Annotated in this window: 20 protein-coding genes; 13 read left to right on the top strand and 7 right to left on the bottom strand. The window is 49.1% G+C overall.

Annotation, left to right across the window (positions count from 1 at the left end; translation table 11 throughout):
- Positions 1-331 precede the first annotated feature (331 nt).
- Positions 332-607 (top strand): helix-turn-helix domain-containing protein, encoded by a 276-nt coding sequence (locus tag B2U97_RS04275; protein WP_034818351.1) that lies wholly within the window; start codon positions 332-334, stop codon positions 605-607.
- The gene (locus tag B2U97_RS04270; protein WP_034818350.1) at positions 600-1,847 is read left to right on the top strand and encodes a type II toxin-antitoxin system HipA family toxin; all 1,248 of its coding nucleotides are present in this window, start codon (positions 600-602) and stop codon (positions 1,845-1,847) included. Before B2U97_RS04275 ends, B2U97_RS04270 begins: the two co-directional genes overlap by 8 nt.
- A 27-nt stretch (positions 1,848-1,874) precedes the next feature.
- Here the strand turns inward: B2U97_RS04270 and B2U97_RS04265 are convergent, their stop codons facing one another.
- Positions 1,875-2,624: a 3',5'-cyclic-nucleotide phosphodiesterase gene (locus tag B2U97_RS04265; RefSeq protein WP_286823275.1), complete on the bottom strand. Its 750-nt coding sequence runs from the start codon at positions 2,622-2,624 to the stop codon at positions 1,875-1,877.
- A gap of 67 nt (positions 2,625-2,691) precedes the next feature.
- Here B2U97_RS04265 and B2U97_RS04260 point away from each other — a divergent pair, with 67 nt between their 5' ends.
- The 4 genes from B2U97_RS04260 (at position 2,692) to B2U97_RS04245 (ending at position 8,360) form a co-directional block, all read left to right on the top strand.
- Positions 2,692-3,324, top strand: coding sequence for a DUF998 domain-containing protein (locus B2U97_RS04260; protein WP_011233851.1), 633 nt, complete (start codon positions 2,692-2,694; stop codon positions 3,322-3,324).
- Positions 3,317-5,566, top strand: a complete 2,250-nt coding sequence (locus B2U97_RS04255) for a heavy metal translocating P-type ATPase (protein ID WP_286823274.1) — start codon at positions 3,317-3,319, stop codon at positions 5,564-5,566. The genes B2U97_RS04260 and B2U97_RS04255 overlap by 8 nt, the downstream gene beginning before the upstream one ends.
- Before the next feature lie 21 nt (positions 5,567-5,587).
- Complete coding sequence (murI, locus tag B2U97_RS04250; protein WP_286823273.1) at positions 5,588-6,334, top strand: glutamate racemase; 747 nt, start codon at positions 5,588-5,590, stop codon at positions 6,332-6,334.
- A 337-nt stretch (positions 6,335-6,671) separates the two neighbouring features.
- Positions 6,672-8,360 carry an NAD-dependent malic enzyme gene (locus B2U97_RS04245; RefSeq protein WP_034818345.1) on the top strand — a complete coding sequence of 563 codons (1,689 nt, stop codon included), beginning with the start codon at positions 6,672-6,674 and terminating at the stop codon, positions 8,358-8,360.
- On the opposite strand, the gene B2U97_RS04240 is transcribed toward B2U97_RS04245, so the two are convergent.
- Positions 8,357-9,508 carry a trans-sulfuration enzyme family protein gene (locus B2U97_RS04240; protein ID WP_011233855.1) on the bottom strand — a complete coding sequence of 384 codons (1,152 nt, stop codon included), beginning with the start codon at positions 9,506-9,508 and terminating at the stop codon, positions 8,357-8,359. The two genes, B2U97_RS04245 and B2U97_RS04240, sit on opposite strands and share 4 nt — an antisense overlap.
- A gap of 85 nt (positions 9,509-9,593) precedes the next feature.
- Here B2U97_RS04240 and azu point away from each other — a divergent pair, with 85 nt between their 5' ends.
- From azu to B2U97_RS04225, 3 genes are all read left to right on the top strand, one after another.
- On the top strand, positions 9,594-10,043 hold the full coding sequence (azu, locus tag B2U97_RS04235; RefSeq protein WP_011233856.1) for an azurin: 450 nt from the start codon (positions 9,594-9,596) through the stop codon (positions 10,041-10,043).
- A gap of 87 nt (positions 10,044-10,130) precedes the next feature.
- Entirely contained in the window at positions 10,131-11,174 is a 1,044-nt protein-coding gene (locus B2U97_RS04230; RefSeq protein ID WP_034818353.1) for an efflux RND transporter periplasmic adaptor subunit, read from the top strand.
- On the top strand, positions 11,174-14,281 hold the full coding sequence (locus B2U97_RS04225) for an efflux RND transporter permease subunit (RefSeq protein WP_286823267.1): 3,108 nt from the start codon (positions 11,174-11,176) through the stop codon (positions 14,279-14,281). Before B2U97_RS04230 ends, B2U97_RS04225 begins: the two co-directional genes overlap by 1 nt.
- Here the strand turns inward: B2U97_RS04225 and B2U97_RS04220 are convergent.
- Genes B2U97_RS04220 through B2U97_RS04210 form a run of 3 tightly spaced genes read right to left on the bottom strand, consistent with a single transcriptional unit; the run spans position 14,278 to position 16,859 of the window.
- On the bottom strand, positions 14,278-15,027 hold the full coding sequence (locus tag B2U97_RS04220) for a transporter substrate-binding domain-containing protein (protein WP_286823265.1): 750 nt from the start codon (positions 15,025-15,027) through the stop codon (positions 14,278-14,280). The genes B2U97_RS04225 and B2U97_RS04220 overlap by 4 nt on opposite strands.
- Positions 15,028-15,483, bottom strand: coding sequence for a TerB family tellurite resistance protein (locus B2U97_RS04215; protein ID WP_286823263.1), 456 nt, complete (start codon positions 15,481-15,483; stop codon positions 15,028-15,030).
- An 8-nt stretch (positions 15,484-15,491) separates the two neighbouring features.
- The gene (locus B2U97_RS04210; protein ID WP_286823260.1) at positions 15,492-16,859 is read right to left on the bottom strand and encodes a GAF domain-containing sensor histidine kinase; all 1,368 of its coding nucleotides are present in this window, start codon (positions 16,857-16,859) and stop codon (positions 15,492-15,494) included.
- 150 nt (positions 16,860-17,009) lie between these two features.
- On the opposite strand from B2U97_RS04210, the gene B2U97_RS04205 reads away from it, so the two are divergent.
- Positions 17,010-20,186 carry an amidohydrolase family protein gene (locus tag B2U97_RS04205; RefSeq protein WP_286823258.1) on the top strand — a complete coding sequence of 1,059 codons (3,177 nt, stop codon included), beginning with the start codon at positions 17,010-17,012 and terminating at the stop codon, positions 20,184-20,186.
- Between the two features lie 13 nt (positions 20,187-20,199).
- Here the strand turns inward: B2U97_RS04205 and B2U97_RS04200 are convergent, their stop codons facing one another.
- Positions 20,200-21,135, bottom strand: a complete 936-nt coding sequence (locus B2U97_RS04200; protein WP_034818340.1) for a LysR family transcriptional regulator — start codon at positions 21,133-21,135, stop codon at positions 20,200-20,202.
- Between the two features lie 170 nt (positions 21,136-21,305).
- On the opposite strand from B2U97_RS04200, the gene B2U97_RS04195 reads away from it, so the two are divergent.
- From B2U97_RS04195 to aceK, 3 genes are read left to right on the top strand one after another with little or no spacing between them, the layout of a single operon-like run.
- Positions 21,306-21,596: a helix-turn-helix domain-containing protein gene (locus B2U97_RS04195; RefSeq protein WP_286830260.1), complete on the top strand. Its 291-nt coding sequence runs from the start codon at positions 21,306-21,308 to the stop codon at positions 21,594-21,596.
- Positions 21,586-22,797: a type II toxin-antitoxin system HipA family toxin gene (locus tag B2U97_RS04190; RefSeq protein WP_286823252.1), complete on the top strand. Its 1,212-nt coding sequence runs from the start codon at positions 21,586-21,588 to the stop codon at positions 22,795-22,797. The genes B2U97_RS04195 and B2U97_RS04190 overlap by 11 nt, the downstream gene beginning before the upstream one ends.
- Positions 22,798-22,814: 17 nt before the next feature.
- Positions 22,815-24,509: a bifunctional isocitrate dehydrogenase kinase/phosphatase gene (aceK, locus tag B2U97_RS04185; RefSeq protein ID WP_286823250.1), complete on the top strand. Its 1,695-nt coding sequence runs from the start codon at positions 22,815-22,817 to the stop codon at positions 24,507-24,509.
- Here the strand turns inward: aceK and aceA are convergent.
- A complete protein-coding gene (gene aceA, locus B2U97_RS04180; RefSeq protein WP_286823248.1) occupies positions 24,493-25,830 on the bottom strand; it encodes an isocitrate lyase in 1,338 nt (445 codons plus the stop codon). The two genes, aceK and aceA, sit on opposite strands and share 17 nt — an antisense overlap.
- Position 25,831: the final 1 nt, after the last annotated feature.

Genomic DNA, 25,831 nt, shown 5'->3' with positions numbered 1-25,831 from the left:
CATATATGACGTTTACGTCAGGAACGATATCCCACCTGACATAAATGTCAGGCTACTGCTTACGGAGACGCTACGAGTTCATCCCTGAAGGCTAGACGAAGGCCATCCATGGCCTTCGACACTCCTACAGCAGAAAGCCCACGGGTTTGATGCCTCTTGCAGCTCGCGCCGCACACCTCATCAATAGTCCCTGCAACCGTTGGGCGCTCGCTATCCTGCTATCCAGGATATCTCGCCTGATATGAAAATCAGATAAGGAATAGCGCTAGCTCAAGGGGTCTGCTACAATAGTAACAATTAATACTTAAAATACGCTTAAATTGTTACTATTATGACGCTTAACCTAAACACGGCATACGATACTCAGCTTGATCTTAAAGAGCATATTAAGCAGCTGCGAAAAGCGCAAAAGCTGTCGGTTGAAGCTTTGTCTGCAAAATCAGGTGTGCCCTATGGGACCGTTCGTAAGTTTGAGCGCACAGGAAACATCTCTTTGCGTCAGTTTTTAATGCTGGTCGAAGCTCTGGGTGAACTCAACCAACTCAGGGAATTTCTGGAGCAGGAAAAAGCCCCTAAAACCATAGATGAGGTTTTGAAAAATGCTTGATACGCCTCTTCAGGTAATACGCACTTTGTCGGATGGTAAGCGGGTTGGTGTTGGCACTCTGGCTGAAAATAAATCGGGCGTTTACTTTCAGTACCACGACGACTATTTAAACCAACACAAAACCTCCTTGTCACCTTTCAATCTAAAAGCGATAACTGAGCTTCAAAAAGCCCCACGACAACCTCATTATGGCTTACACGGTGTGTTTGCGGATAGCCTGCCTGACGGTTGGGGGCTTTATCTGATGGACAGAGTGTTTCGAGTAAATGGCTATAACCCACAGAGAATATCCGCATTGGAGCGTCTGGCTGTTATTAGTTCGGATTGTTTGGGGGCGCTTTCCTATGAGCCGAAAACTCCCTTAAGGGAAGGTAACAGTGAAGATATTGCCTTACGGAAACTGGGTCAGGAAGCGATAAAAGAGTTTGAAGGTACTGAAACGGATCTTATTGAGCACCTACAGGCGGCCGGGGGCTCTGGTGGTGCGCGCCCGAAATTAAATGCGACCTTACTGAGCAATGGCCAGTACTCGACTGATCCGAACGCAACAGGGCAAAAGCTGATTGTGAAACTGACGTCGGAACGTTTTTTACTAAAGCACGAAGAAAGCCTGGTTGAGTACTTATATTTAACTATGGCTAAAAACGTTGGAATTCAGGTGCCTGAGTTTGAGCTTATCGACGCGGGTAACGGTCAGTTTTGGTTGCAGCAGACGCGGTTTGATTGCTCTGAAAACGGTCGCTACCACATGCTGTCAGCCTCAGGTCTACTTGATGCTTCCTTCCGGGAGCCTTCATTGGATTACGTGGACTTAATTAAGGCTACGCGACTTATGTGCGGCGTTGATGAAGCGCAAAAACTGGTTAAGCGGGCATTATTTAATTATATGACTGTGAATGAGGATGATCACTCGAAGAATTTTAGTTTCCTCGCCAATGATAAGGACGAATGGCGGTTATCGCCGTGTTACGACATTGTTTATAGTCCGTCTTCTTATGGCGAACATATGACAGCATTTAACGGTAACGGAGCTTGTCCGGATAAAACCGCGTTAGAGCAGATGGCCGGGCAGGCTGGTTTTGCAAACAGCAAGCCGCTTTACCATATGCTGGATGAAATTTATCAACAAATCCGAAACTTCAAAACCGAAGCTAAAGCTCTAGGGGTTTCTGTTGGCCTCATTAAAACTATCGAAAATGATATTGCTGTGCGGGCGCGTAATGTACGTCTAAATGTGTAGACTGACGTTCACGCCAGAAATGATATCCTACAGCACCACCGTATTTTTATGTGGTGGGTTGGCTGTTAAGGTTTTGCGCAGGTCTTTTTCGTTACTGGGTTTTAAGTGGGTTACCCAAAGCTCAGCGGGTTGCTGTTCCAGGCTATTCAGGGCGCTTTGCAGCAGAGTCGGGGTCATGTGCTTGGTTTTTTCTGCAACATGCAGTAACTCGTCGGGAAAGGCGCATTCCAGCATTAGGGTGTCGATGTCGCCTAAGCGGTTAAGCTGTTCGGTCAGCTGTTTGCCGGCAATGGTATCGGCGGCGAAAACGAAGTGTTTGCCCTGATTTTTTACGCTGTAGCCCACTGTCGGCACGCTATGTTCTACAGCAAAAGCTTTAATTTCCAGGCCATCCAGCTTGATGCTATGACCCTGGTGAATTTCTTTAAACTGCAATATCGCTTCAGGCCCTTCGGTCATGCTGCTGAGCTCAGGCCAGATATCGCCGTTAAAAATGTTATTCTTCAGCTTTTCCAGAGTGTGAGCCTGTGCGTAAACCGTAACAGGTAAGTGCTCACTTCCGTATTGGTTGCTTAAAAACGTGGGCAAAGCGGCAATGTGATCCATATGCGAATGGGTCAGAAACACATGCCTAACCTGGTGCATTTGCGCGAGACTGAGTTGATTCAGACCGGTGCCGGCGTCAATCAGAATGTTATGATTGAGCTGAATGCAGGTGGAGCCGCCTTTATTGTCGCCACTGAGTCCGCCGCTGCAGCCAAGCACTTGAATATTCACAATCTGTTCCCATCTTGGTTTACACTGTAGTGAAAGATTATCACATTAATACAGCCGAGGAGGCTACATGGAAAACACACCGACGAAAAGCTCTCCCGTTATGCCGCAACTCATTATTCTGACCTTATTTTGGGTTGGTCTGCAATTGGTTGCCACCTGGGTAAAAGACGACTTTTCTCATGTAAGCCAGTATATAAGCGAAATTAATGCCACTGGCAGTACTGCCGCTGGCGCGTTTGGCTGGGTCGGTTTTATTCCACTGGCGATGGTTTCTTTCGGTGTACTACTAACTGCGCGTCCGCATTTACGCGTTAAAGGCATTAGCCATATTGGCTGGAGTCTTCTATTTTTCTACCCTGTGGCTTACCTCGGTGCGGCACTGGCACCTTGCGATTTAGGCTGTCCGACGGATGGTTCCAGTTCACAGGCATTACATAATGTTATTAGCATGGTCAGTTACTTCGGTTTTGCTCTGGGTGCTCTTTTACTGACCTTTACGCCGAAAACCACCTGGCCGGTGCGCTGTGCTTTTGTTCTTTTGTCGGTAATTATCGCCTTAGGTTTTGTGCTAATGATTAACCCCGAATTGGCAGAAGTACGCGGCGCGATACAGCGTTATATTGGCGTGGCACAACTGGTGGTTTTCTGGCTGCTGTTGTGGCTTAAACCGGCAGAAGCCGACGGAGGCAGTAATGAGTAATTCGGTTCGTTTAAGTGTGGAAGGCATGAGCTGTGGCTCGTGCGCCAGTCGTGTAGACAAGGCATTAAATGGCTTAGACGGCGTTGAAGATGCGTCGGTAAATTTGGCGTCGGATAGTGCGGAAGTGACTTATTCTGAAAAGCTGTCAGTGAACGATTTAGTTCAGGCGGTGAAAAATGCGGGCTACGATGCCCATGAAGTGATTGATCGCGACAAGCAAATGCGCGAACAGCGTGAGCAACAGGCAAAGGAAATGCGTACGTTAAAAAGCCAGTTATGGCTTTCGACTTTGCTGACGTTGCCGGTGTTTATATTGGCCATGGGCAACCATATGCTGCCGGTGTTTTCCGAGTGGGTACATAACTCACTGGGTTTACAAACCAGCTGGTGGATACAGTTAGTGCTTACTACCCTGGTATTGGCGGTTCCCGGCGCTCGCTTTTATAAATTGGGAGTTCCTGCGCTATTCCGGGGCGCACCGGATATGAACTCTTTGGTTGCACTGGGCGCTACGGCGGCCTGGGGCTATTCGGTGGTGGCAACGGTTTTCCCAACCTGGTTACCAAGTGAGTCAGTGAACGTTTACTTTGAAGCTTCAGCCGTTATTGTCACGCTGATTCTGGCTGGACGTTTCATGGAAGCACGGGCTAAAAGCCACACCTCGGACGCGATTCAGCGACTGATGAGTCTGCAAAGCAAAACCGCACGTGTGGTGCGGGACGGTGAGGTGACCGAAGTCGATATTGCTGAACTGGGTAAAGGCGATGAAATTGAAGTACGTCCGGGTGAACGTATTGCCCTGGATGGCGAAGTGTCTTCCGGCGACAGTTATGTCAATGAGGCTATGATAACCGGCGAAGCCGAGCCGGTGCATAAGCAAAAAGAAGACAAAGTTGTTGGAGGAACGCTGAACGAAAAAGGCACTTTGCGTTTTAAAGTAACGGCTACCGGCGAGGGAACCGTGCTGGCGCAGATCATCCGTATGGTTGAGCAGGCGCAGGGCAGTAAATTGCCGATTCAGGACACGGTGAACCGCATTACCTTGTGGTTTGTTCCAGCGGTGATGCTGGCGGCCTTACTGACCTTTGTGGTGTGGTACTTTGCGGCGAGTGAGTCAGCGCTTACTTTTGCACTGGTTAATGCCGTCGCGGTTTTGATTATTGCCTGCCCTTGTGCCATGGGACTGGCGACGCCAACCTCAATTATGGTGGGTACCGGCCGCGGTGCGGAAATGGGCGTGTTATTCCGTCAGGGCAGTGCTTTGCAGGCGTTACAGCAGTCTAAAGGCGTTATCTTTGATAAAACAGGTACGCTGACCGAAGGCAAACCGACTATTACCGAGTGGATGACCCTAAGCGAGTTTGACGAAAAAGAGGTGCTGACATTAGCGGCTTCGATTGAAGCTAAATCCGAGCATCCTACAGCAGAAGCTTTGGTGAATTATGCCAAAGACCAGGACATTAAAGTCAGCGAGCCTGAGAGCTTTGAAGCTATTTCAGGTTTGGGTGCCACCGGCAAAGTGGATGGTAAAACGCTTTACATTGGCACCAGCGAGCTGATGCAGGACAACGACATTGCGCTGGATGCTGAGCCTGCAGATGCTAAAGCATGGTCAGAGAGTGGACGCACCCCGATTTATGTCGCAATAGACGGTAAGCTGGCGGCCATATTTACTCAGGACGACCCGATTAAATCGAGCGCCAAAGAATTGATTAAGCGCCTGCACGCCGACGGTCTGAAAACCGCCATGGTAACAGGAGATGCTGAATCTACTGCGAAACGTATTGCCAAAGAGCTGGGTATTGACGAAGTGGTTGCCAATGTAAAACCGGATGGCAAGGTCGATGCGGTTAAGCGCCTGAAAAAACAATGGGGTCAGGTTATATTTGTGGGGGACGGTATTAACGACGCACCGGCACTGGCCTCCGCCGACGTGGGTTTTGCCATTGGCACCGGTACGGATGTGGCGATTGAATCCGCCGATGTGGTGCTAATGTCTGACAACCTGACCGTTGTGCAACAGGCTTTTGCTTTGTCTGAAGCCACCATGCGCAACATTCGTCAGAATTTATTCTGGGCGTTTGCTTATAATACCGCGTTAATTCCAGTTGCTGCGGGCGTGCTGTATCCGTTTTTCGGTATTTTGCTTTCGCCCATGCTGGCAGCGGGTGCCATGGCGTTGTCCAGTGTGTTCGTCATTACCAACGCGCTGCGTCTTAAAACCGTGAATTTGGAAAAGTAAATTGAAAAGGAATAGACGGGCATGAAAGTCGGAGTTTTTGATAGCGGTGTGGGTGGTTTAACCGTAGCTCGGTCGTTGCAACAAAGTGGTTGCTTCAGCGAGCTACTGTATTACGGGGACACTGCCCGCGTGCCTTATGGTAGCAAGGACAGCAACACCGTTACGCGCTACGCGCTGGAAGCCGTTGAGTTTTTTAACGGTGCCGATGTGGATTGTCTGGTGGTGGCCTGCAACACCGTGAGTGTGACCGCTCTGGAGCAAATGCAGAAGTTCTCCAATAAGCCGGTGTACGGCGTACTGGAGCCCGGTGTAATGGCTTTGGAGCAACTACAGGATATTGATACCAACGCCAGGGTGTTGGTTATAGCGACGCGCTCGACCATAAACTCCGGTGCTTACCAGCAACAGATACAGGCTTTGGGTTATAAGCAGGTGAACGCTATGGCCACGCCGTTGTTTGTGCCCATTGTTGAAGAAGAGCTTTACGATGGACCAATTCTGAAGGAAACCTTTAAGCACTATTTTGGCCAGCTTGAAAAACCTGATGTCGTGCTGCTGGGTTGCACACACTTTCCGCTAATTGCCGAGAGCATTTCAGCTTACTTCAATGGTGCTAAAACCATTCATTCCGGCGAAGCCATGCTGGAATGGCTAAAGCAACATCTGGACTTAAGCGCCCAGTTTGAAAGCACACCATTGCACATCATTGCCACCGAAAATGTCGACGCCGTCAAACGCACCGCCACCCGCTGGGGCCTGAAGCTCTAGCGTCACCGAACGAGTGCTGAGGTTACTAAGGCTCTTACGGAGGCCGCCCGCAAGTACGTCCCTGTAGGGCTTGAGCAGCGCCATCCATGGCGCTGCACACCTCCGTAAGAGCTTTAGTAACCGTCGGTGCACTCATCCGGCGAGTTTTATCAGTTCCATGGCCTTCGTCAAGCGTTCATGGATGAACTTGCAGCGTCTCCTGAAGCCCGGGTTCTGTTATCTCAGCCGAATTACCTACCAGCCCTGCTTCCCCTGCTCTGAGCCAGCTGGAATAGCAACTAGCGTGATGTTGATGTTATGATATTCGTATTACTTTTGCTTTCAGGAGTTTGTACTTATGCCGCAGACGCAGCGTCCGCTTTATATTCCGTATTCTGGCCCTAATTTGTTGGAAACCCCTTTATTGAACAAGGGCAGTGCGTTCAGTAAGGAAGAGCGTGCCGCGTTTAACCTGACGGGTTTGTTGCCGCCTCGTTATGAGAGCATTGAAGAGCAGGCTGAACGGGCTTACATGCAGTACCGGAGCTTTGAAACGCCCATTAACAAGCACATTTATCTGCGCGTTATTCAGGACAATAACGAAACTCTGTTCTATCGCTTGCTTACGGATCATCTGGAAGAGATGATGCCGATTATCTACACCCCAACCGTGGGTGATGCTTGCGAGAAATTCTCAGACATTTACCGGAGCTCACGCGGTTTGTTTATTTCCTATTCTGAACGTGATCAGATAGACGATATTCTGCGCAATGCCACTAAGCAAAAAGTGAAAGTGATTGTCGTGACCGACGGCGAACGCATTCTGGGCTTGGGTGACCAGGGTATAGGCGGCATGGGCATTCCTATCGGAAAACTGTCGCTGTACACCGCTTGTGGTGGTATCAGCCCGGCGTATACGCTGCCGGTAATGCTGGATGTTGGTACCAATAACGAAAAGCTTCTGGAAGACCCAATGTATATGGGAGCCCGCCATAAACGCATTGAGCAGGACGAGTATGATGAATTCCTCGACAAATTCATAAAAGCGGTGACCAGACGCTGGCCGGGCGTGATGCTGCAGTTTGAGGACTTCGCTCAACCTAACGCCATGCCTTTATTGCGTCGTTATCGTGATGAAGTCTGCTGCTTTAATGACGACATTCAGGGCACAGCGTCTGTGACGGTGGGCACCTTGCTGGCAGCTTGCCGCCAAAAAGGTAAAAAGCTTAGTGAACAGAAGGTGGTGTTTGTTGGTGCTGGCTCTGCGGGCTGTGGTATTGCAGAACAGATTATGATTCAGATGACCGCCGAAGGTTTAACGGAAGAGCAGGCGAAGAGACAAATCTTTATGGTCGATCGCTTTGGTCTGGTTATGGATACCATGGATGGCCTGCGTGACTTCCAGCAGGCGCTGGCGCAGAAAACCAATGATTTAAACGCCTGGGAATACAGCGGTGAGTATCCGTCGCTGCTGGATGTGATGCATTGTGCTGAGCCTGACATTTTAATTGGTGTGTCTGGTCAGGCGGGGCTCTTTACCGAGCAAGTTATTTCGACTATGGCCAAAAATGTTGATCGCCCCATTATTTTCCCACTGAGCAACCCCTCCAAACATGTGGAAGCGCACCCGGCGGATGTACTGAAGTGGAGTGAGGGTAAAGCTATTGTCGCAACCGGCAGCCCCTTTGGTGAAGTTGAGTATGACGGCCGTATATACCCAATAGCGCAGTGTAACAACAGCTATATCTTCCCGGGCATTGGTCTTGGGGTGTTAGCGGTTAAATCCGAACGGGTTAGCGATGAAATGCTGCGTGTAGCAAGTAAGACACTGGCTAATGCGTCACCCAGCGCTAATGGTAAAGGCGAAGCATTGTTGCCAGCTTTTAACGACTTAACTCAGTTAAGCAAAGACATTGCTTTTGCGGTGGGTAAAGTGGCGCAGCAGGAAGGTTTAGCGCTGGAAATTGATGACGACACGCTGCGTGAGCGCATCGACAACAATTTCTGGAAACCGGAATATCGCTTCTACAAGCGCGTAAGTATTTAAGAATGCGCTAAATCGATGGCCTGCTGTAAATCGTTCAGCAGGTCATCGGCGTTTTCAATGCCTACCGATAAACGCAATAAATCCAGCGGTACCGGTGTGTCTGGTCCTTCAATGCTGGCGCGATGCTCAATCAGACTTTCTACGCCGCCTAATGATGTAGCGCGGTGCCAGAGCTGAGTTTTTGCGGCAACGGCAATTGCAGCTTTTTCGCCACCGGCTAAGCGAATAGACAGCATACCGCCGAAACCGCCTTGCATTTGCTTAACGGCTATCTCGTGGCCGACAAAACTTTTCAGGCCGGGATACAATACTTCAATAACCTGTGGGTGCTGCTCCAGTTGCTCGGCAATATATAAGGCACTTTGGCAACTTTCCCGTACCCTTAAAAATAACGTGCGCATGCCACGCAAGAGTTGTGCTGCGTCTTGTGGCCCCGGTACGGCTCCGGACTGGGCTCGAATAGCCACTAAGCGTTGCCAGAACGCGTTATCTTCACGAGCCGCCAGTGCGCCGGAAATAACATCTGAGTGGCCGTTAAGGTATTTGGTGGCGGAGTGCATAACAATATCGGCGCCAAGATCCAGTGGCTTGGTCAGCAGGGGGGTTGCCACTGTGGAATCTATTGCAAGCAGAGATCCGCAATTGCGAGCCATATCAGCTACGGCGGCAATATCAGTTACTGTCCACAGAGGGTTACCCGGCGTTTCCAGCCAAATAAGCGTAGGTTGTCTTTCAGCAATAGCGTCGCGTAATTCATTTAAATTGGTGGTATCCACAAACCGAACATCCAGCCCGCTATCGACGCCAAAAGTTTGCAGCCATTTGCGCAAAGCCCAGTACATCACTTTTGGCGCAATGACCTTATCGCCGGGTTTTAATGCCTGAAAAACGGCGGTAGCGGCAGCCATGCCCGAGGCGAACAGGCGTGCATCTGCCGCATTTTCTAACTCTGCTAATAGCTTTTCGGCAGGACGATAAGTGGGATTGTCAGCCCTTGAATACACCCGTCCGCTGCGATATTGATTGTCGTCATCACGCAGATAAGTCGTTGATGTGTATACTGGAGGGATAATTACTCCATTTTCGTTGTCAGAGTGACTACCACCCTGAGCAAGGAGTGATTGCGGCGAAAAAGGACGTTTCGTCATATAAATTCTCGTTAAAGTAATCTCAATGCGAGATATCACGTATATAAGAAAGGAATCATTTCATACTAACCGAAGAGGTATTGCAATGCGTTACATAATTTCCGCACTACTAGGCTCTATGTTGTTTGTCGCAAACGCCGCGCAGGCTAACGAATGTGAGCTATCCATAGATGGCAATGACAACATGAGATTTGATACAAAAGAGATGTCCGTACCGGCTAGCTGTGACGAAGTAACAGTAACCTTACATCACACAGGTAAACTGGATAAAAAAGTCATGGGTCACAACTGGGTACTGAGTGAAGCTGGTGATATGCAGTCTGTTGTACAACAAGGTATGTCAGCGGGTATGGATAACAACTATGTACCAGATTCTGATGCTGTAATTGCTGCAACCGACGTTATTGGTGGTGGTGAAGAAACGTCAGTGACGTTTTCTACAGAAGGCATGAGTGCAGATACAGATTATAAATTCTTCTGCACCTTCCCTGGCCACTCAGCAATTATGCAAGGCAGCTTTGCGATTAAAGAGTAATTTTCGCAACATTGCTTAACCGCAAATTGACTAGTAATAACTGCAGCCTACGTGGCTGCAGTTTTTTTGGAGCTTCATTTGACCGTTATGAAGTTTTTACTCATTACCTTAGTGTTTTTGTTCTCGCTACAAAGTGAAACGAGCCGGGCACAACAATTTGGCTCACGCGAAGCGCTGGTTTTAGCGCAACAAGTGACTTTTGAGCGTGAACGTAACCGGGTAGAAGCAGTTGGTACGGCCGAAGCTGTGCGCTCCATTACCATTTACCCTGCTGTTGGCGACAGAGTCGTCGCGGTAAATTTTAATCCTGGCGACAAAGTTGAGAAAGACGAACTATTGGTCGAGCTGGATGCCCGTCGTCAGCAAGTGGCAGTAGAACAGGCACAAATTAACTTACGCGATGCAGAACGTACGGTAGAACGTTTACGGACTAGTCGCGAACAGGGGGCTGTGCCCCAGTCTGAGCTAGACAACGCTATTTTATTAAGAGATTTAGCAAGGGTAGAACTGGATAACGCTAAAATTGAACTGGAAGACCGTTTTATTCGCGCGCCGTTCTCCGGAATTATTGGCATTACTGACGTAGAAGTCGGTGATCGTATTGACCAACAGACGGCTATCGCAACCTTAGATGACCGTTCAACCTTATTAATTGATTTTCGTATTCCTGAAGCCGCGGTTTCCCTGTTGCAGGACGGAGCAGAACTTAAAGTCGAGCCCTGGCGCTATTCGGGTACGCCGGTAACTGCCGAAATTATTGAACTGGATTCTCGTATTAACGCGACCAGCCGTATGTACAGAGCTCGTGCTGAAATTAATAATGACAGCGACGACTTCCTGCCGGGAACCAGTTTCAGAACAGCTATAGAACTTGCCGGTGAAGAGTTCGCTTCAATACCCGAAGCGGCCTTATCCTGGGGGGTTAATAATCCTTTCGTCTGGGTTATTGAGGGCGACAAAGCGCACCGGGTTGACGTGCAAATAGAACAGCGTCTGGCTGGTCGTGTGTTAGTTTCAGGCGATATTCAACGTGATGATTTACTGATAGTTGAAGGTGTTCAAAGCCTGCGTGAAGGCCAACCAGTGACCTTTGACAGAACCACTCTCGATACGCAAGAGGCGGTTGAATAATGTCAGACCAGCAATTGAATAACCAGCAGGATGCGAACGACTTACCTTCGGTCTCCATTCGCCGTCCGGTACTGATTGTTGTTCTCAACGTACTTATTGCCATAGCCGGTCTGGCCGCGCTTATGGGGGTTGAAGTACGTGAACTGCCGGATGTCGACAGGCCTGTTGTTGGTGTGAGTGCGACACTTCCGGGGGGCGCACCAGAAACGGTCGACGCCGAGGTTACCAGCATTCTGGAAGGCGCGGCGGCTCGTGTTTCGGGTGTGGAGTCGATACAGTCTTCGAGTGAAGAAAACAGCGCACGTATTTCTATCGAATTCCGCCCCGGAGTTGATTTAGATGTGGTTGCGGCAGAAGTCCGTGAAGCGGTCAACCAGGTGCGTCGCGAACTCCCCGACGATGTCGAACAAATTAACGTGCAAAAAGCAGACAGTGACGCGCGCTCGGTTCTGGATATTGCGGTTAGCAGCGATACTCTGACGCAGGAGGAGCTCACGCGTCGCCTGGAAACCGACTTGTCGCCGGCATTTTTGGCTATAAATGGTGTTGCTGATGTGCGGCTGAACGGTGACCGCGAGCGGGTACTGCGGGTGGATCTCGACCCCCTTAAACTTGTCAGCTTTGGCTTATCTGTTACCGATGTTGCAGATGCGTTACGGTTGGCGCCTTTTGACGTACCGGCTGGTAGTTTGCGTTCAACCGACCAGCGATTAATTATACGAGCTGACGCGACAGCCATTACCGAAGAGCAAGTTGAGAACATAATTGTCCGCGATGACACACGTATTGGTGATGTCGCACAGGCTTATTTTGCACCGGCTGATGCTGGCAGCTTTGTTCGTCTTGACGGTAAACCGGTTGTTGGTTTGGGGGTAATACGTCAGGCGGGCTCCAATACTATTGAAATTTCTGATCAGGCACTTGCTGTTCTTGATCGCCTGCGTGAGCGTTTTCCTGATATGGAAATGCGCATTACTAATGATGATGCGCAGTTTATTCGTACCTCGGTAGCTGAAGTGGTGACCACCCTTGCTATTACTATTGTTTTGGTTGTGGCTACGCTGTGGGTCTTTATCGGTTCATTTCGCGCGACTATTATTCCTGCGTTCTCCATTCCGGTTGCGCTGTTCGGCGCTATTGCGGCTATTTGGCTGATGGGCTTTTCCATTAATATTCTGACCTTGCTGGCGCTGGTATTGGCGACCGGTCTGATAGTGGATGATGCCATTGTTGTTACTGAGAATATTCAACGTCGCCGCAGTATGGGGCTTGGCAGCCGTGCTGCAGCGGTATTAGCGACACGCGAGGTGTTTTTTGCGGTAGTGGCAACGACAGCGGTGTTAGTTGCGGTTTTCGTTCCTATTGCGTTTTTACCTTCAACAGCCGGGCGTTTATTCCGCGAATTTGGTGGTGTGCTTGCGGCGGCAGTGGTCATTTCTTCTTTTGTTGCTTTGTCTCTGGTGCCCGCTTTTACCGCTCGCCTGCCTAAATCAGCCGGGCAAAATAACCGGTTTGCAGGCATTGGTAACAGCTTTAAACGGTTTTATAAACGAACGCTGCATAAAGCACTGGATTTCAGCTGGGTTGTGGTGCTGCTGTCTTTGCTGTCTGCTGGCGGCGGCGCGCTGCTTTACAATGAAATTGACAGCGAACTTATGCCCAATGAAGACCGCGGAGCGGTTCGGGTATTCTCGCGCGGACCTGACGGGGTTGGCCTTAAGTTTATGGATCGCCAGGCTCGTAAGCTGGAAGAAGTGCTGCTGGAATATAAAGAAAGCGGTGATATAGAGTCGATTTATACGGTTGTTGGGCAGTGGGACCCTAACCTAGTTTTTATTACGGCTAATCTGAAACCCTGGGAAGAACGGGATATTAGCCAGCAGGAAATTATTAATAATATTCGGGAACCCTTAAGCCGGGTTCCGGGCGCACCGGGGCGTGCTTTTGGTGATAACAGCCTGAATTTAAGAGGTCAGGGCGGTGGCCTGGAAATGGCTATTACCGGTGAAAATTACGACGATATTTTTAAAGTGGCGCGTGAGTTCACTGCCATAATCAAAGAGCGGATGCCGGATTTGGGTGACCCTAATGTGTCCTACCAGCCCACACAACCGCAACTACGGGTGAAGATAGATCGCCGCCGGGCTGCAGAGCTTGGGGTTTCCTTAAATGATATATCTTCAACGTTACGTGCTGCCATTAATGGTGACGATGTCGCCGACTTAAACGTGGGAGACCAGCAAATTCCGGTTATGCTGCGCACCCGTAATAATTTAATTCAGTCACCACAAGACATGCAGAACCTTTATGTGTCCTCCAGTAGTGGCGACTTAGTACCTATTTCAAGCGTTTCAGAAATTGTTGAAGAAGGTGTCTCTGCGGAACTGGAACGTCAGGCGCAGCGGCGGGCGATAGAAATTGACGCGCAGTTGCCTGAAGGTTTGCCGATGTCGGAAGCTGTAGAGCAGTTGCGTGGTATTGCAGAGGAAGTTTTGCCGGGCAGCATGGGACTGGTCTTTCTAGGCGAAGCCGCAACATTTGAGGACACTTCGCAGGAAATTGCCATGACTTATATTCTGGCTTTCCTGATTGTTCTGCTGGTACTGGCGGCTCAGTTTGAGTCATTAAACAGTGCGGTGGTTGTTATGCTGACCGTGCCTTTTGGTATTGCGGCAGCTATTTACGCCTTATTCCTTACCGGTACTTCCATGAACATTTATTCGCAAATTGGATTGGTGATGCTGATTGGTCTGCTGGCGAAAAACTCTGTATTGCTGGTTGAATTTGCTGACCAATTGCGTGACCGGGGACTTGCGGTTCGTGAAGCAATAGAAGAAGCTTCATTGATACGTTTACGGCCTATTATGATGACACTGGTATCCACGGTTCTGGGTGGTTTACCGCTTATTCTGTCTTCTGGTGCGGGAGCTGAAGCGCGTAACTCAATTGGTTGGGTTGTGTTCGGTGGTCTTGGATTGGCAACCCTGTTTACGCTTTATCTGACACCTGTGCTTTACTTGTGGCTGGCGCGCTTTACCAAGCCGCGTGCGGATGAAGCTGCTCGTCTGGAAACGGAAATGGAAGCTGCAAGAGAAAGCGGTCATTAATCTTGAGGTGCAATCCAGTGCTGGACATTCCAGCGCTGGCGTATTTCATCAAGTTTTCCACTTTGTTCAAGGTGAGTTAATGCTTTATTGAGTTGCGTCAGGCGCTCGGTGTCGCCATTTTTCACTGCGAAACTGACAGGGACTCTAATTTTCGGTTGCCAGAGAATGCGTATATTTAGATCCATTTTTTCAGCCAGATATAAGCCCACCCGTTCCGGCATAATAACGGCTTCTACTTCGCCCACGCCTAACTGTTCCATGGCTTCTTTTTTTGAGTCGGCCTGCTGAATTCTAATGGCGTTATTCAACCCTAATTTTTCCAGATGCTCTTCAAGTACCGAATGGCGGTCACCGCTAATGCGTTTACCGACAAGCCCTCGCACGGATTCAGGGCTACTGTCCTGATCTAATACAAACAAAGTGGCCAGGCGGTGATAATAAGGTTGGCTAAAATCAAAAAACGACTGCCGTGCAGCCGTTTTTTCCATGCCTATAGCAACATCGAGTTCACCATAACGAAGTAAACTGACGACATTATCCCAGTCGTACTGATAAAGATTGAAGTCTTGCCCCAGGTAGTCATACACAGCACGCGTAACATCAACGTCAAAGCCAACACTGTCACTGTCTTGAGTGAACTGAAAGGGCGGGTAGCCGGTGGCCATCCCCACTTCCTCTGCGGGACTTACCGCAGCAAAAGTAAAGCTTAATAGAGCAGAAGCCAACAACGTTGATGAAACATGCATTCAGGAGTCCATAACATTTAATTTGGTTCGAATATAGTCTGCATGACCAATATAAAGGAGGTCTGCCAGCTTACGCAGCATGCTTTCTTCATAAGGATCAAGCTCACCATCAGCGTAGGCAACAACCCATAAACTTTCCAATAATTCGACGCGTTTTTCGTAGGCGAGAGCTTTTAGCTGAGCAGTAAACTCGTACAATGATGCGGCTTCTTTTACTGTTTTTACGGCCTTTTTAATAGCGTTTTCCGCTTGTTCACCCTTAATGTCATATTCGTGCTCAAGCTCATGTAAAAGGTGCTGGCGTTCTTCTTCCGACAAGGTACCATCGGCAAGACTAATTTCTGTCATTAATACCAGTGAAAGGAATGCATCGTCTGTCATACCATCTGCTTTATCCAGGCTGGCCTGTTCAGCGGCAGTATTGTTTTGAAAAAAGTTTTGCAGAGCTTTAAGCATACAACATCCTATTTAGGTAAATTAGGTAAGAAAAAAGAAAATTCTGTGCCTTCGCCAGGCGTTGATTGGACAGAAATCTGACCTTTGAGTTTCCGCGTTACCAAATTATAAACAATAGATAGGCCCAGTCCGGAGCCGCCAGTCTGGCGAGATGTGGTAAAAAAGGGCTCAAAAATGTTTTTCATGGTTTCGCTGTCCATGCCTTTGCCGTTGTCACGAAAAGAAAAGCGTACGCCGTTGTCTTCCTCTGCAGTCAGAATGTCAATTTGATGATTTTCGTCGGGCTCGGCAAAGGCGTGGTCGTTAGTGTTACTGACCAGGTTAGTCACAATTTGTGCCAACGCCCCCTGATAGGTATTGAGAACAATATCTTCATTACAGTGAATACTGATGGTGACTTTTTTCTTTTTCACCATAGGGTTCAGGCTTAAGACTAAGGCGTGTAAATAATCTTTGAGTTGGCATTTCACCAGCTCAAAACTGGACTGGTCCACAGCCGTTTTCTTAAAGTTCTGAATCAGTGTTGCTGCGCGTTCTAGGTTACTGCTTAGTAGCTGATAAGCTTCAAACGTATTGTCGATGAAGGTATGCAGATGTTTTCGTGAAATAGAACCATCAGTAAAACTTTGATTCAGCTTTTTCAGCCGGTGCTCACAATGAGTCACTGCGGTTACTGAAACGCCCAGCGGAGTATTTACCTCATGAGCAACACCAGCAACTAATTTACCCAATGCGGCCATTTTTTCCGTCTCAATTAACCTTTCCTGCGCCTGTTTGAAATTATCCAGTGCTTTGGTCAGAGATTGGGTACGTTCTTCTACCATGCTTTCCAACTGCTCATTTTGTTGAATGAGCAGGGCTTCAAACCGCTCTCGTTCAGCGGCACTAACAGCACGACCGTAAATGTCCGCCAACATACCGACAAAAGCAACTTCAGCCGATGTCCATATGCGATTTTCTTTGCGGCTTTCGCAGCACATAACGCCTATCATTTCGCCTTTATGACGCAAAGGAACATCGAGCAGGCCGTAAACGCCGGTTTCCTTCAGATAGCCGTTAGTTAGCTCTATAGTTGCAGGATGACAGCGGGCATCGTTGGCAATAATGGTGCGTTCGGATTCTAACGCCTGAAAGTAAGAAGGTAACTGGTTTTTGTAAAGTACCGGGACTTCAGCGTTTGGCGATTTCTCGTCAATGAGTTTAGCCGCTCTCATGGCTTGTTTGTCCGATTGCAATAACCAGATACTAACCCGGGTAATATCCAGTCCCTCCAGTGCTGAAGCTAATATAAGCTCAGACGCTTTCTCTAAGTCGCCACCGTCAATTTCGGGCGATTTAGAGACGTCGAGGAGGATGTTCTCTAAGGCATCGTTCATATTCAATCCGGTTGTCTGAATATTTTCTCACTATAACCCACTGACTTTTAATGTCCATTAATCGACCTTTCCTCACCATTTAACGTTAGCGACTGGACATTTGGATCTTAACTCCTTACAAAGGTAAGACATTTTTAATGAGGCTATACCATGAAAAAAACAACACTAACCTTAGCGGTTGCATCGTTATTAAGCTTCGCGCCGCTAAGCATGGCAGAAGAGCAAACCCAGGGCTGGGATGTCAGTAACCCGCAGGGTGAATTTAAAGACATTGATATATCGGTTAACTCCGGTACCTGGATGAATGTGGATGTCAGCCCGGACGGTGAATACATTGTATTTGATTTACTGGGTGACATTTATCGCATGCCCTTTGGCGGCGGAGACGCTGAAAAGCTTGTGGGCGGTATAGCCTGGCATATGCAGCCAGTTTATTCGCCAAATGGGCGTTATATTGCGTTCACCTCGGATCAGGGCGGTGGCGATAATATCTGGGTGATGGACGCCGATGGCAGCAACGTGCGTGCGGTTACCGAAGAAACTTTCCGGTTGTTGAATAGTCCGGCATGGAGTCCGGACAGCGAATTTCTGGTGGCGCGTAAGCACTATACCGCCAGCCGTTCATTAGGCGCAGGCGAAGTCTGGATGTATCACCGCAGCGGCGGCTCGGGCGTGCAACTGACTGAACGTCCTAACGACCAGAAAGACTTAGGCGAGCCGGCGTTTTCACCGGACGGTAAATACATCTATTTTTCGCAGGATGACACACCGGGCAAAACTTTCCACTACAGCAAAGACTCGCTGGAAGGCATTTACACCATTAAGCGTTTTGAGCGCGAGAGCGGTGAAATTGAAACCCTGATAAGTGGTGCTGGTGGCGCAATTCGTCCGACACCATCGCCCGACGGGCGTTACCTGGCCTACATTAAGCGTGAAGACTTTGACAGCGTGCTGTATGTGCTGGACCTGAAGACCGGCGAACACAAGCGGGTTTACGGGAAAATGGAACGCGACATGCAAGAAACCTGGGCCATTCACGGTGTTTACCCGACTATGGACTGGACACCGGATTCTAAGCAGTTAGTGTTCTGGGCCGGTGGCCATATTCAGAAGCTGAACATCGATGACGGCAACGCGCGCATTATTCCGTTTAAAGTCGAAACCGAAAAGAAAGTACAGCACGCCTTGCGCTTTAAGCAAAACGTTGAAGCTGACCAGTTTGACGTGAAAATGCTGCGTATGGCGCAAGTGTCGCCACAGGGTGACGCGGTGATTTACGAAGCTTTAGGTAGCTTGTATCAGCGTTCGTTGCCCAATGGAGAACCGCAGCGTTTAACTAATAGCGAAGACTTTGAGCTGTACCCGCAATACTCGCGCGACGGAGAAAGCGTGGTGTTTGTCCGCTGGAATGACGAAGCGCAGGCGCAGGTTATTGTTCGCGATATTAGCTCGGGTAATGAGCAGGTGCTGAATACCGGGCAGGGCAATTTTGTTGAACCTACATTCTCCCCGGACGGTAAGCATGTGGTTTACCGAAAAATACGTGGGGGTTACTTAATTTCCGATAAGTTTGGTCTGGAAAACGGTATTTATCGCGTTGCGGTGTCAGCCAATGCAGAGCCAGAGCAAATTGCCGAAAGTGGGCATTTACCGCAATACGGCGCACGTAACGACCGGGTTTATCTGATGACACCGGGCGCTAAGCCAACCTTGAGCGTTATCGACTTACGCACACTGGAGCAGCGCGAGTTGTATCAGTCGGAGTTAGCCACTGAATTCCGCGTGTCTCCGGACGGCAAGCAACTGGCTTTTGCGGAACGTTTTAAAGTGTTCGTAACACCTTTAGTTGAGCGCGGCAGCGTTATCAACGTGGGACCGGGTGATAAACAAATGCCGGTGCATCAACTCTCCGTTCGTGCCGGTGAAAACTTATCCTGGACGGCAAACAGTGACCAGATTTACTGGACATTGGGGCCGGAGCTTTACCATACATCGGTGGCTGAAGCCTTTAATGCTGAAACCGACAGCGAAACCCTGAAAGTAGAAAATGGCCAGAACATTGGTTTTGAACAGGATGCTATGGTACCGGATACGACGGTTGCCTTTGTCGGTGGCCAGGTCATTACCATGAACGGCGATACCGTTTATGAGCAGGGTACTGTGGTCGTGCGTAATAATAAGATTGTTGCGGTTGGCCCTGAAGCAGACATTGATGTGCCAGCTGGTGCTGACGTGATTGATACCAGCGGTAAGACTGTTATGCCGGGCTTATTCGATGCGCACGCCCACGGTGGCCAGGGTCAGGCGGAAATTATTCCGCAACAGAATTGGGGGCAGTATGCGAACCTGGCATTTGGTGTGACCTCAATTCACGATCCGTCTAATGATACGACCGAGTTCTTTGCGGCCTCAGAACTGCAAAAAGCGGGAAGAATTGCCGCGCCAAGACTGTTTTCAACCGGCACCATTTTATACGGTGCTAATGGCCCGGGTTACACTTCGCATGTGGATAGTTTAGAAGATGCTAAGTTTCATTTAGAACGCCTGAAAAAAGTGGGTGCGTTTTCTGTGAAAAGTTATAACCAGCCACGTCGTAACCAGCGTCAACAAGTGGTTGAAGCAGGGCGTGAACTGGAAATGATGGTGGTGCCTGAAGGTGGCTCGTTGTTGCAGCATAATTTAAGCATGATCATGGACGGGCACACTACGGTTGAGCACTCACTGCCGGTAGCCAATATCTATGATGATATTCGTCAGTTATGGCAGCAAAGTGACGTAGCTTATACACCAACCCTGGGTGTGGCTTATGGCGGTATTTGGGGTGAGAACTACTGGTATGCGGAAACCGATGTGTGGAAGCACCCCAAGCTGACTCAGTATGTCCCTATGGACTTTTTAGTGGGTAAGTCCATGCGTCGTGAAAAAGCGCCGCATAACCATTACAACCATTTTAATAATGCGGAAGTGGCAACTGAGTTGCAGGACCTGGGGGTTGAAGTACTTGCCGGTGCCCATGGTCAGCGTGAAGGTTTAGCGCAGCACTGGGAAATCTGGATGATGGCGCAAGGTGGTATGGAACCGCTGGAAGCGTTGCGTACATCGACCATTGACCCGGCTAAAGTCTTTGGTATGGACCATGCTTTGGGTTCTCTGGAAGAAGGGAAACTGGCGGATATTATTGTTATTGACGGTAACCCGCTGGAGAATATTCGGGATACCGATAAAGTGACTCATACCATGGTTAATGGCGTGCTCTATGACGCCACCAACATGGATCGCTTGCTGCCGGAGCCACTTAAGCGGAAAGACTTTTTCTGGGAAGAATAAGCCTTTATAGCAATTAAGATGCTGCCGCGGTTTCGGCGACCACCTGTCGGAACCAGCGGTGGCCTGCATCGTGCTGTAGTAGCGGCGACCAGATCATGGTCAGAGTTAACCCCGGTATTTCAAACGGCGGGGCTTTCATAACCAATTGACTATCCTGTGAATACAGTTCGGCGGCCCGCGTTGGCAAGGTAGCAACCAGCCCCTGACGAGCCAGATACATAGCCACATGATAATTACGGGTAAACACTTTAATTTTCCGGCGTTTGCCCAGTTTATCTAAAGCGTCGTCTACCCAGCCGAGTTTTTGTACGTCATGCGGGTCCATCCCCACGCCCACACCAAAGCCGGTTTTACTCACCCACACGTGCTGAGCCTTTAAGTAATTGTCCAGCGTGTAGTCTTCCAGCAATGGGTGATCTTTGCGGATAAGGCAGGAAAACTCGTCGCTCCATAAATTCTTTTGATGAAACGACTGTGGTAACTGTTCAAAGCGGTTAATGGCTAAATCCACCTTGCCGTTCTCAACGTCGTGAAAGCTGATATCGCTGGGAGTCATAATGTCCAGTGAGACATGGGGCGCCTGTTCATCGAGCTTTTCCAGCAGTTTCGGCATGAGTGTCGAGGCGGCATAGTCGGATGCCATAATACGAAAGACCTGATCGCTGGTGGGGGCATCAAACTCACGCACCGGCTGAATCATCTCCTCAACCGAATATAATACGCCGCGTAGTGCTTCCTGCATGTCCAGCGCACGTTGAGTCGGAACCATGCCTTCACTGGTACGTACTAAAATAGGGTCGTTTAATAGGTTACGCAAACGCTTCAGGCCGTTGCTCATGGCGGGCTGGGTGATATTCAGCTGCGCTGCGGCACGGGTCACGTTTTTTTCCCGCAGCAGAACATCAAGATAAACCAGCAGATTCAGATCAATGTCTTTGATGGTATTCATGGCTATCCAGAATAAGTGGAATATGAAAAATCTATCGGGATTATAAATAGGGTGAATGTATAACGCCAGTCTTGTTTCCTTACCCTGGGTTAAGAAAGAGACTTGCTTATTTTTATTAATCCACCATAATTAATTTATTAAGCGTTAATAAATGATATTTGGTGGTTAAATTGAATGGTGCAGATGGCTTTTTAAAAACGGTTGGTGATCTCATTAAGCGTCAGCGCTCATTAACAATGGATCAGCAGGATTTCGCCAAGCGGCTGGGCTGCGGCGTTAATACGGTTTATCGTATGGAAAACGGCCATTCAGTTAACTCACTGACATTATTTACCGCTCTCGAATTGCTGGGATTGCTGGAGCATTTTATTCCGGTTCTGGATGATCAGTATGCAAGGGTGGCAAACGCGCCTCAGCGCAAACGCCGAAAAACCTCAGAGGATTTTTCTAATGACTTCTAAGGCGTATGTTTTTATCGAAGGGTTAGAGAGTGAGCCTGTTATTTGTGGTGTTATTTGGTATGACCCGGAAAACAGAATTGGCCGTTTTCGATACGGTCAGTCCTATTTAGCCCGAAACGATGCTTTTGCGCTGGATCCTGTTCATTTGCCGTTAACGGACGAACTATTTGAGACGCGCGCTAACAAAGGGCTGTTTGGTGTTTTAACCGATGCCGGAGCTGATGCCTGGGGACGAAAGCTGATCACCCAGTTGCGCACAACCAAACCCGAAAATGAGTTGGAGTTTTTAATTGCCGGTGCATCCATGGGTGTCGGTGCTATTAGTTTTAGTCTTTCTCAATCTAAGTCAAAAGCTAAGGTATCCAGGAATACACTGGATGATATCGATTTGTTGTTGGCCGGGAAAAACGCAATTCTGAATTCAGAAAATGTCTCTGCTGAGGTGAAAAAGGCATTTCAGTACGGCGAGTCGATGGGTGGTGCCAGGCCAAAAACCGTGCTTCAGCATAAAGGACAAGCTTATTTATTAAAATTTAACCGCGCCGACGACCTCTACAACGTAGCCAGAGTAGAAAGCGCAACAATGGCAATGCTAAATGAAGTGGAAGGAGTCAATGTTGCCAGCACCCGGTTGCTTACCGGTGAAGAAGACGTACTGATGAGCGAGCGGTTTGACCGTCGTGGTCTGGATGTTTCGCATCATTTTATTAGTGCGAACTCTTTGCTGACCGAAGGAAATGTCAGCGAAGCCATGCTAAAGACAACATACTCCTATGGTGCACTGGCGGAGCATCTGAGGAAAACCAGTCAGCGTGCTGAGGATGCAACCGAACTTTATAAACGCATGGCATTTAATGTGTTTATTGGTAACACAGACGACCACGGTAGAAATCATGCCTTACTCTGGGATTTAAATTTCGGCGGCTGGAAGCTGTCGCCCGCCTATGACGTACTGCCTATTAATAATAGTCAGCAACATGCTTTGGGTATTGGTGAATATGGACGTGCAGGCAGTATTGATAATGTGTTGTCGCAATGCCGACGGTTTGGTGTTACCCCTAATAAAGCGAAGAATTTACTCAAGAACATTCAGGAGCTGGTGGTTGAGTGGCCTGCTTACTACAAGAAGAATGGTGTCGCGGAAGGTGATATTGAGAGATTAAAAGCCGTTATTCCGGATACTTTCAGGTTAAACACCTGAATTCAGGAGATGTGACCATGACAATTAGCCCCGAGACCCTGGCAAAAAGTATTCTGGATGGCTTTCATAGCCACTATCGGCGTTTTCAGGCACTGACTCAGGGGGCACGTGAACGTTTCTTAAAGCGCGACTGGACTGCGGTGGTGTCGGCAGCTTCAGAGCGGATTCATTATTACGACCACCAGGTGGGCACAACGGCGACAAAAGTCGAGCGCCGTGTGGGGAATGAACTTGATGAAAACCTGTGGAGGGCAACCCGGCAACGTTACCAGCAACTGCTGAAGTTTCACCCGCAGGCGGAGCTGGCGGAAACCTTTTACAACTCAGTGTTTTGTCGGGTGTTTGACCGAGCCTATTTTAATAACGACTACATTTTTGTGGAAACTGTGCTGGCCAACCACATTCCGGTGCCGGTGGAGAACGAATGCCACTCTTACTTTCCGGTGGTTGACGGGTTGGAGGGAACACTGACCCGGGTGTTTGAGGATATTGGCCTGGGTGGTGAATTTGAAAGCTTCGAAAATGATATTGAACAGCTACGCGATAAGTTCTTTGAGCGCGCAACAGAAACGGATATTGAAGCCCACAACCTACGCATAGACGTACTAAAGTCACCATTCTACCGCAACAAAGCGGCGTATATTGTCGGCCGGGTAGTGACTGAAAATAACCATTATCCTTTTATTGTACCGGTGCTGATCAACTCGCAGGGTAAGCTTTATGTTGATGCCTTTATTACCCGGTCGGATCGCATGGCGACCATTTTCGGCTTTGCCCGTTCATACTTTATGGTCGAAACCGAGGCACCTTCTGCCCTGGTCAGGTTTTTAAAGGACTTAATGCCGCACAAAACGCTGGCTGAACTTTATTCGTCGGTGGGTTTTCATAAGCAGGGAAAAACCGAGTTTTATCGCGAGTTTTTGCACCACTTGCGCCGTACAGACGACCAGCTCTCTGCTGCTCCCGGTGTCAAAGGTATGGTTATGACGGTGTTTACGCTGCCGTCTTTTCCTTATGTGTTTAAAGTCATTAAAGACCGGTTGGGCGGCACCAAGGAGTTTGGTCGGCAGACCGTTATTGACCGTTACCGCATGGTTAAGCGGCACGATCGGGTGGGGCGTATGGCCGATACTCTGGAATTTGTCGATGTGGCATTGCCGCTTAAGCGTATTTCTGCGGACTTACTGGAGGAATTTAAGCAAACCATTAGCAATTCTATTTCGATAGAAGATGACACTCTGGTGATTCACCAGTTGTTTGTTGAGCGCCGAATGACGCCACTGAATTTGTACTTAGAATACGCCAATGACGAAGAAATAGACGCGGCGATGGATGACTACGGCCGGGCCTTAAAAGAAATGATGGCGGCGAATATTTTCCCCGGTGACATGTTGCTGAAAAACTTTGGTGTCACGAGGCATAAACGAGTGGTGTTCTATGACTACGACGAAGTGCGCTACTTAACGGACATGAGTTTCAGACGTTTACCGGAAAACGACTGGGAAGTATCTATTGCCCCGGACGATGTGTTCCCGCAGCAGCTGGCGCAATTTGCCGTGCCGCAGGCGAAGTACCGTGACAAATTATTGAAGCGTCACCCAGAATTGATTGACCCGGCGTACTGGTGCCGGGTACAAAAAAACATCCGCAAGGGTGAGCTTACGGATGTCTTTCCTTATGATGCAGACTTGCGCTTTACGCGGAGGTTTTAAACTGGTCTTCCTCGGTCGAGCCTTTCAGTGCAGTGACTGAGGATAGCCCGCCCTGAATTACATTGGTCAGCTCGTCAAAGTAACCGGTACCCACTTCCTGCTGGTGCGCCACAAAGGTATAGCCTTTGTCTGCTGCGTCAAACTCCTGCTGCTGTAGTTTAACGTAGGCTGACATATCGTTGCGCGCGTAGTCATGCGCCAGTTCGAACATGTGGTACCACATGTTGTGCACACCGGCTAAGGTAATAAACTGGAATTTGTAACCCATTGCGGCAAGCTCGCGCTGGAATTTAGCAATGGTGTCGTCGTCCAGGTTGCGTTTCCAGTTAAACGACGGTGAACAGTTATAGGCTAACAATTTACCCGGATACTTGGCATGAACGGCTTCAGCAAACTGGCGCGCTTCGTCTAAGTCTGGTTTGGCGGTTTCACACCAAATGAGGTCAGCAAACGGGGCATAAGCTAAGCCGCGTGAAATAGCTTGTTCAATGCCTGGCTTCACGCGATAGAAACCTTCGGCGGTGCGCTCGCCGGTAATGAAAGGTTTGTCGTTCGGGTCAAAATCAGAAGTCAGTAGATCGGCGGCGTTGGCGTCGGTACGGGCCACAATCAGTGTTGGTGTACCCGCAACATCGGCAGCTAAGCGCGCAGCGGAAAGCTTCTGCACCGCTTCTTGTGTTGGCACCAGTACTTTTCCGCCCATATGGCCGCATTTTTTCACTGATGCCAGCTGGTCTTCAAAATGCACGCCGGCAGCACCGGACTGGATCATGCGCTTCATCAGTTCGTACGCATTGAGCACGCCGCCAAAACCGGCTTCCGCGTCGGCGACAATTGGAGCGAAGTAATCAATATAGCTATCGTCTTCTGGCGTAACACCTTTTGACCATTGAATTTGGTCGGCACGGGCGAACGAGTTGTTAATGCGCTCTACCACCGTCGGTACTGAGTCGACCGGATATAACGACTGATCCGGATACATGCTGCAGGCCGAGTTGTTGTCAGCCGCCACCTGCCAGCCGGAAAGGTAAATGGCCTGCAGACCTGCTTTAACTTGCTGCACCGCCTGACCACCGGTTAAAGCGCCCAGCGCGTTCACATAGTCTTTGCCAAATTTTTCCTGTGCTTTGCCGTGAATAAGCTGCCATAGCTTATCGGCACCATTGCGTGCATAGGTGTATTCCGGTTGGACACTACCACGCAAACGTACCACATCTTCTGCGCTGTAAGGGCGTTCAACACCTTTCCAGCGCTGGTCGGTGTCCCATTGCTTTTGTAACTCTTTAACTTGTTGTGCAAATGAAAGATTCTGGGTTGTCATA

The organism is Idiomarina sp. UBA3176 (assembly GCF_002364295.1).
Taxonomy (GTDB): domain Bacteria; phylum Pseudomonadota; class Gammaproteobacteria; order Enterobacterales; family Alteromonadaceae; genus Idiomarina; species Idiomarina loihiensis.
Note: the sequence above shows the minus strand (reverse complement) of the source record. Positions and strands in the feature narration are given on the sequence as shown.

Bases quoted from the DNA above. Each gene is read 5' to 3' on its own strand.
- B2U97_RS04270 (WP_034818350.1), top strand. From the start codon at position 600: ATGCTTGATACGCCTCTTCAGGTAATACGCACTTTGTCGGATGGTAAG.
- B2U97_RS04190 (WP_286823252.1), top strand. From the start codon at position 21,586: ATGACTTCTAAGGCGTATGTTTTTATCGAAGGGTTAGAGAGTGAGCCT.
- azu (WP_011233856.1), top strand. From the start codon at position 9,594: ATGCGTTACATAATTTCCGCACTACTAGGCTCTATGTTGTTTGTCGCA.
- B2U97_RS04275 (WP_034818351.1), top strand. From the start codon at position 332: ATGACGCTTAACCTAAACACGGCATACGATACTCAGCTTGATCTTAAA.
- aceA (WP_286823248.1), bottom strand. From the start codon at position 25,830: ATGACAACCCAGAATCTTTCATTTGCACAACAAGTTAAAGAGTTACAA.
- B2U97_RS04245 (WP_034818345.1), top strand. From the start codon at position 6,672: ATGCCGCAGACGCAGCGTCCGCTTTATATTCCGTATTCTGGCCCTAAT.
- B2U97_RS04205 (WP_286823258.1), top strand. From the start codon at position 17,010: ATGAAAAAAACAACACTAACCTTAGCGGTTGCATCGTTATTAAGCTTC.
- B2U97_RS04230 (WP_034818353.1), top strand. From the start codon at position 10,131: ATGAAGTTTTTACTCATTACCTTAGTGTTTTTGTTCTCGCTACAAAGT.
- B2U97_RS04240 (WP_011233855.1), bottom strand. From the start codon at position 9,508: ATGACGAAACGTCCTTTTTCGCCGCAATCACTCCTTGCTCAGGGTGGT.
- B2U97_RS04215 (WP_286823263.1), bottom strand. From the start codon at position 15,483: ATGCTTAAAGCTCTGCAAAACTTTTTTCAAAACAATACTGCCGCTGAA.
- B2U97_RS04200 (WP_034818340.1), bottom strand. From the start codon at position 21,135: ATGAATACCATCAAAGACATTGATCTGAATCTGCTGGTTTATCTTGAT.
- aceK (WP_286823250.1), top strand. From the start codon at position 22,815: ATGACAATTAGCCCCGAGACCCTGGCAAAAAGTATTCTGGATGGCTTT.
- B2U97_RS04255 (WP_286823274.1), top strand. From the start codon at position 3,317: ATGAGTAATTCGGTTCGTTTAAGTGTGGAAGGCATGAGCTGTGGCTCG.
- murI (WP_286823273.1), top strand. From the start codon at position 5,588: ATGAAAGTCGGAGTTTTTGATAGCGGTGTGGGTGGTTTAACCGTAGCT.
- B2U97_RS04260 (WP_011233851.1), top strand. From the start codon at position 2,692: ATGGAAAACACACCGACGAAAAGCTCTCCCGTTATGCCGCAACTCATT.
- B2U97_RS04225 (WP_286823267.1), top strand. From the start codon at position 11,174: ATGTCAGACCAGCAATTGAATAACCAGCAGGATGCGAACGACTTACCT.
- B2U97_RS04210 (WP_286823260.1), bottom strand. From the start codon at position 16,859: ATGAACGATGCCTTAGAGAACATCCTCCTCGACGTCTCTAAATCGCCC.
- B2U97_RS04220 (WP_286823265.1), bottom strand. From the start codon at position 15,027: ATGCATGTTTCATCAACGTTGTTGGCTTCTGCTCTATTAAGCTTTACT.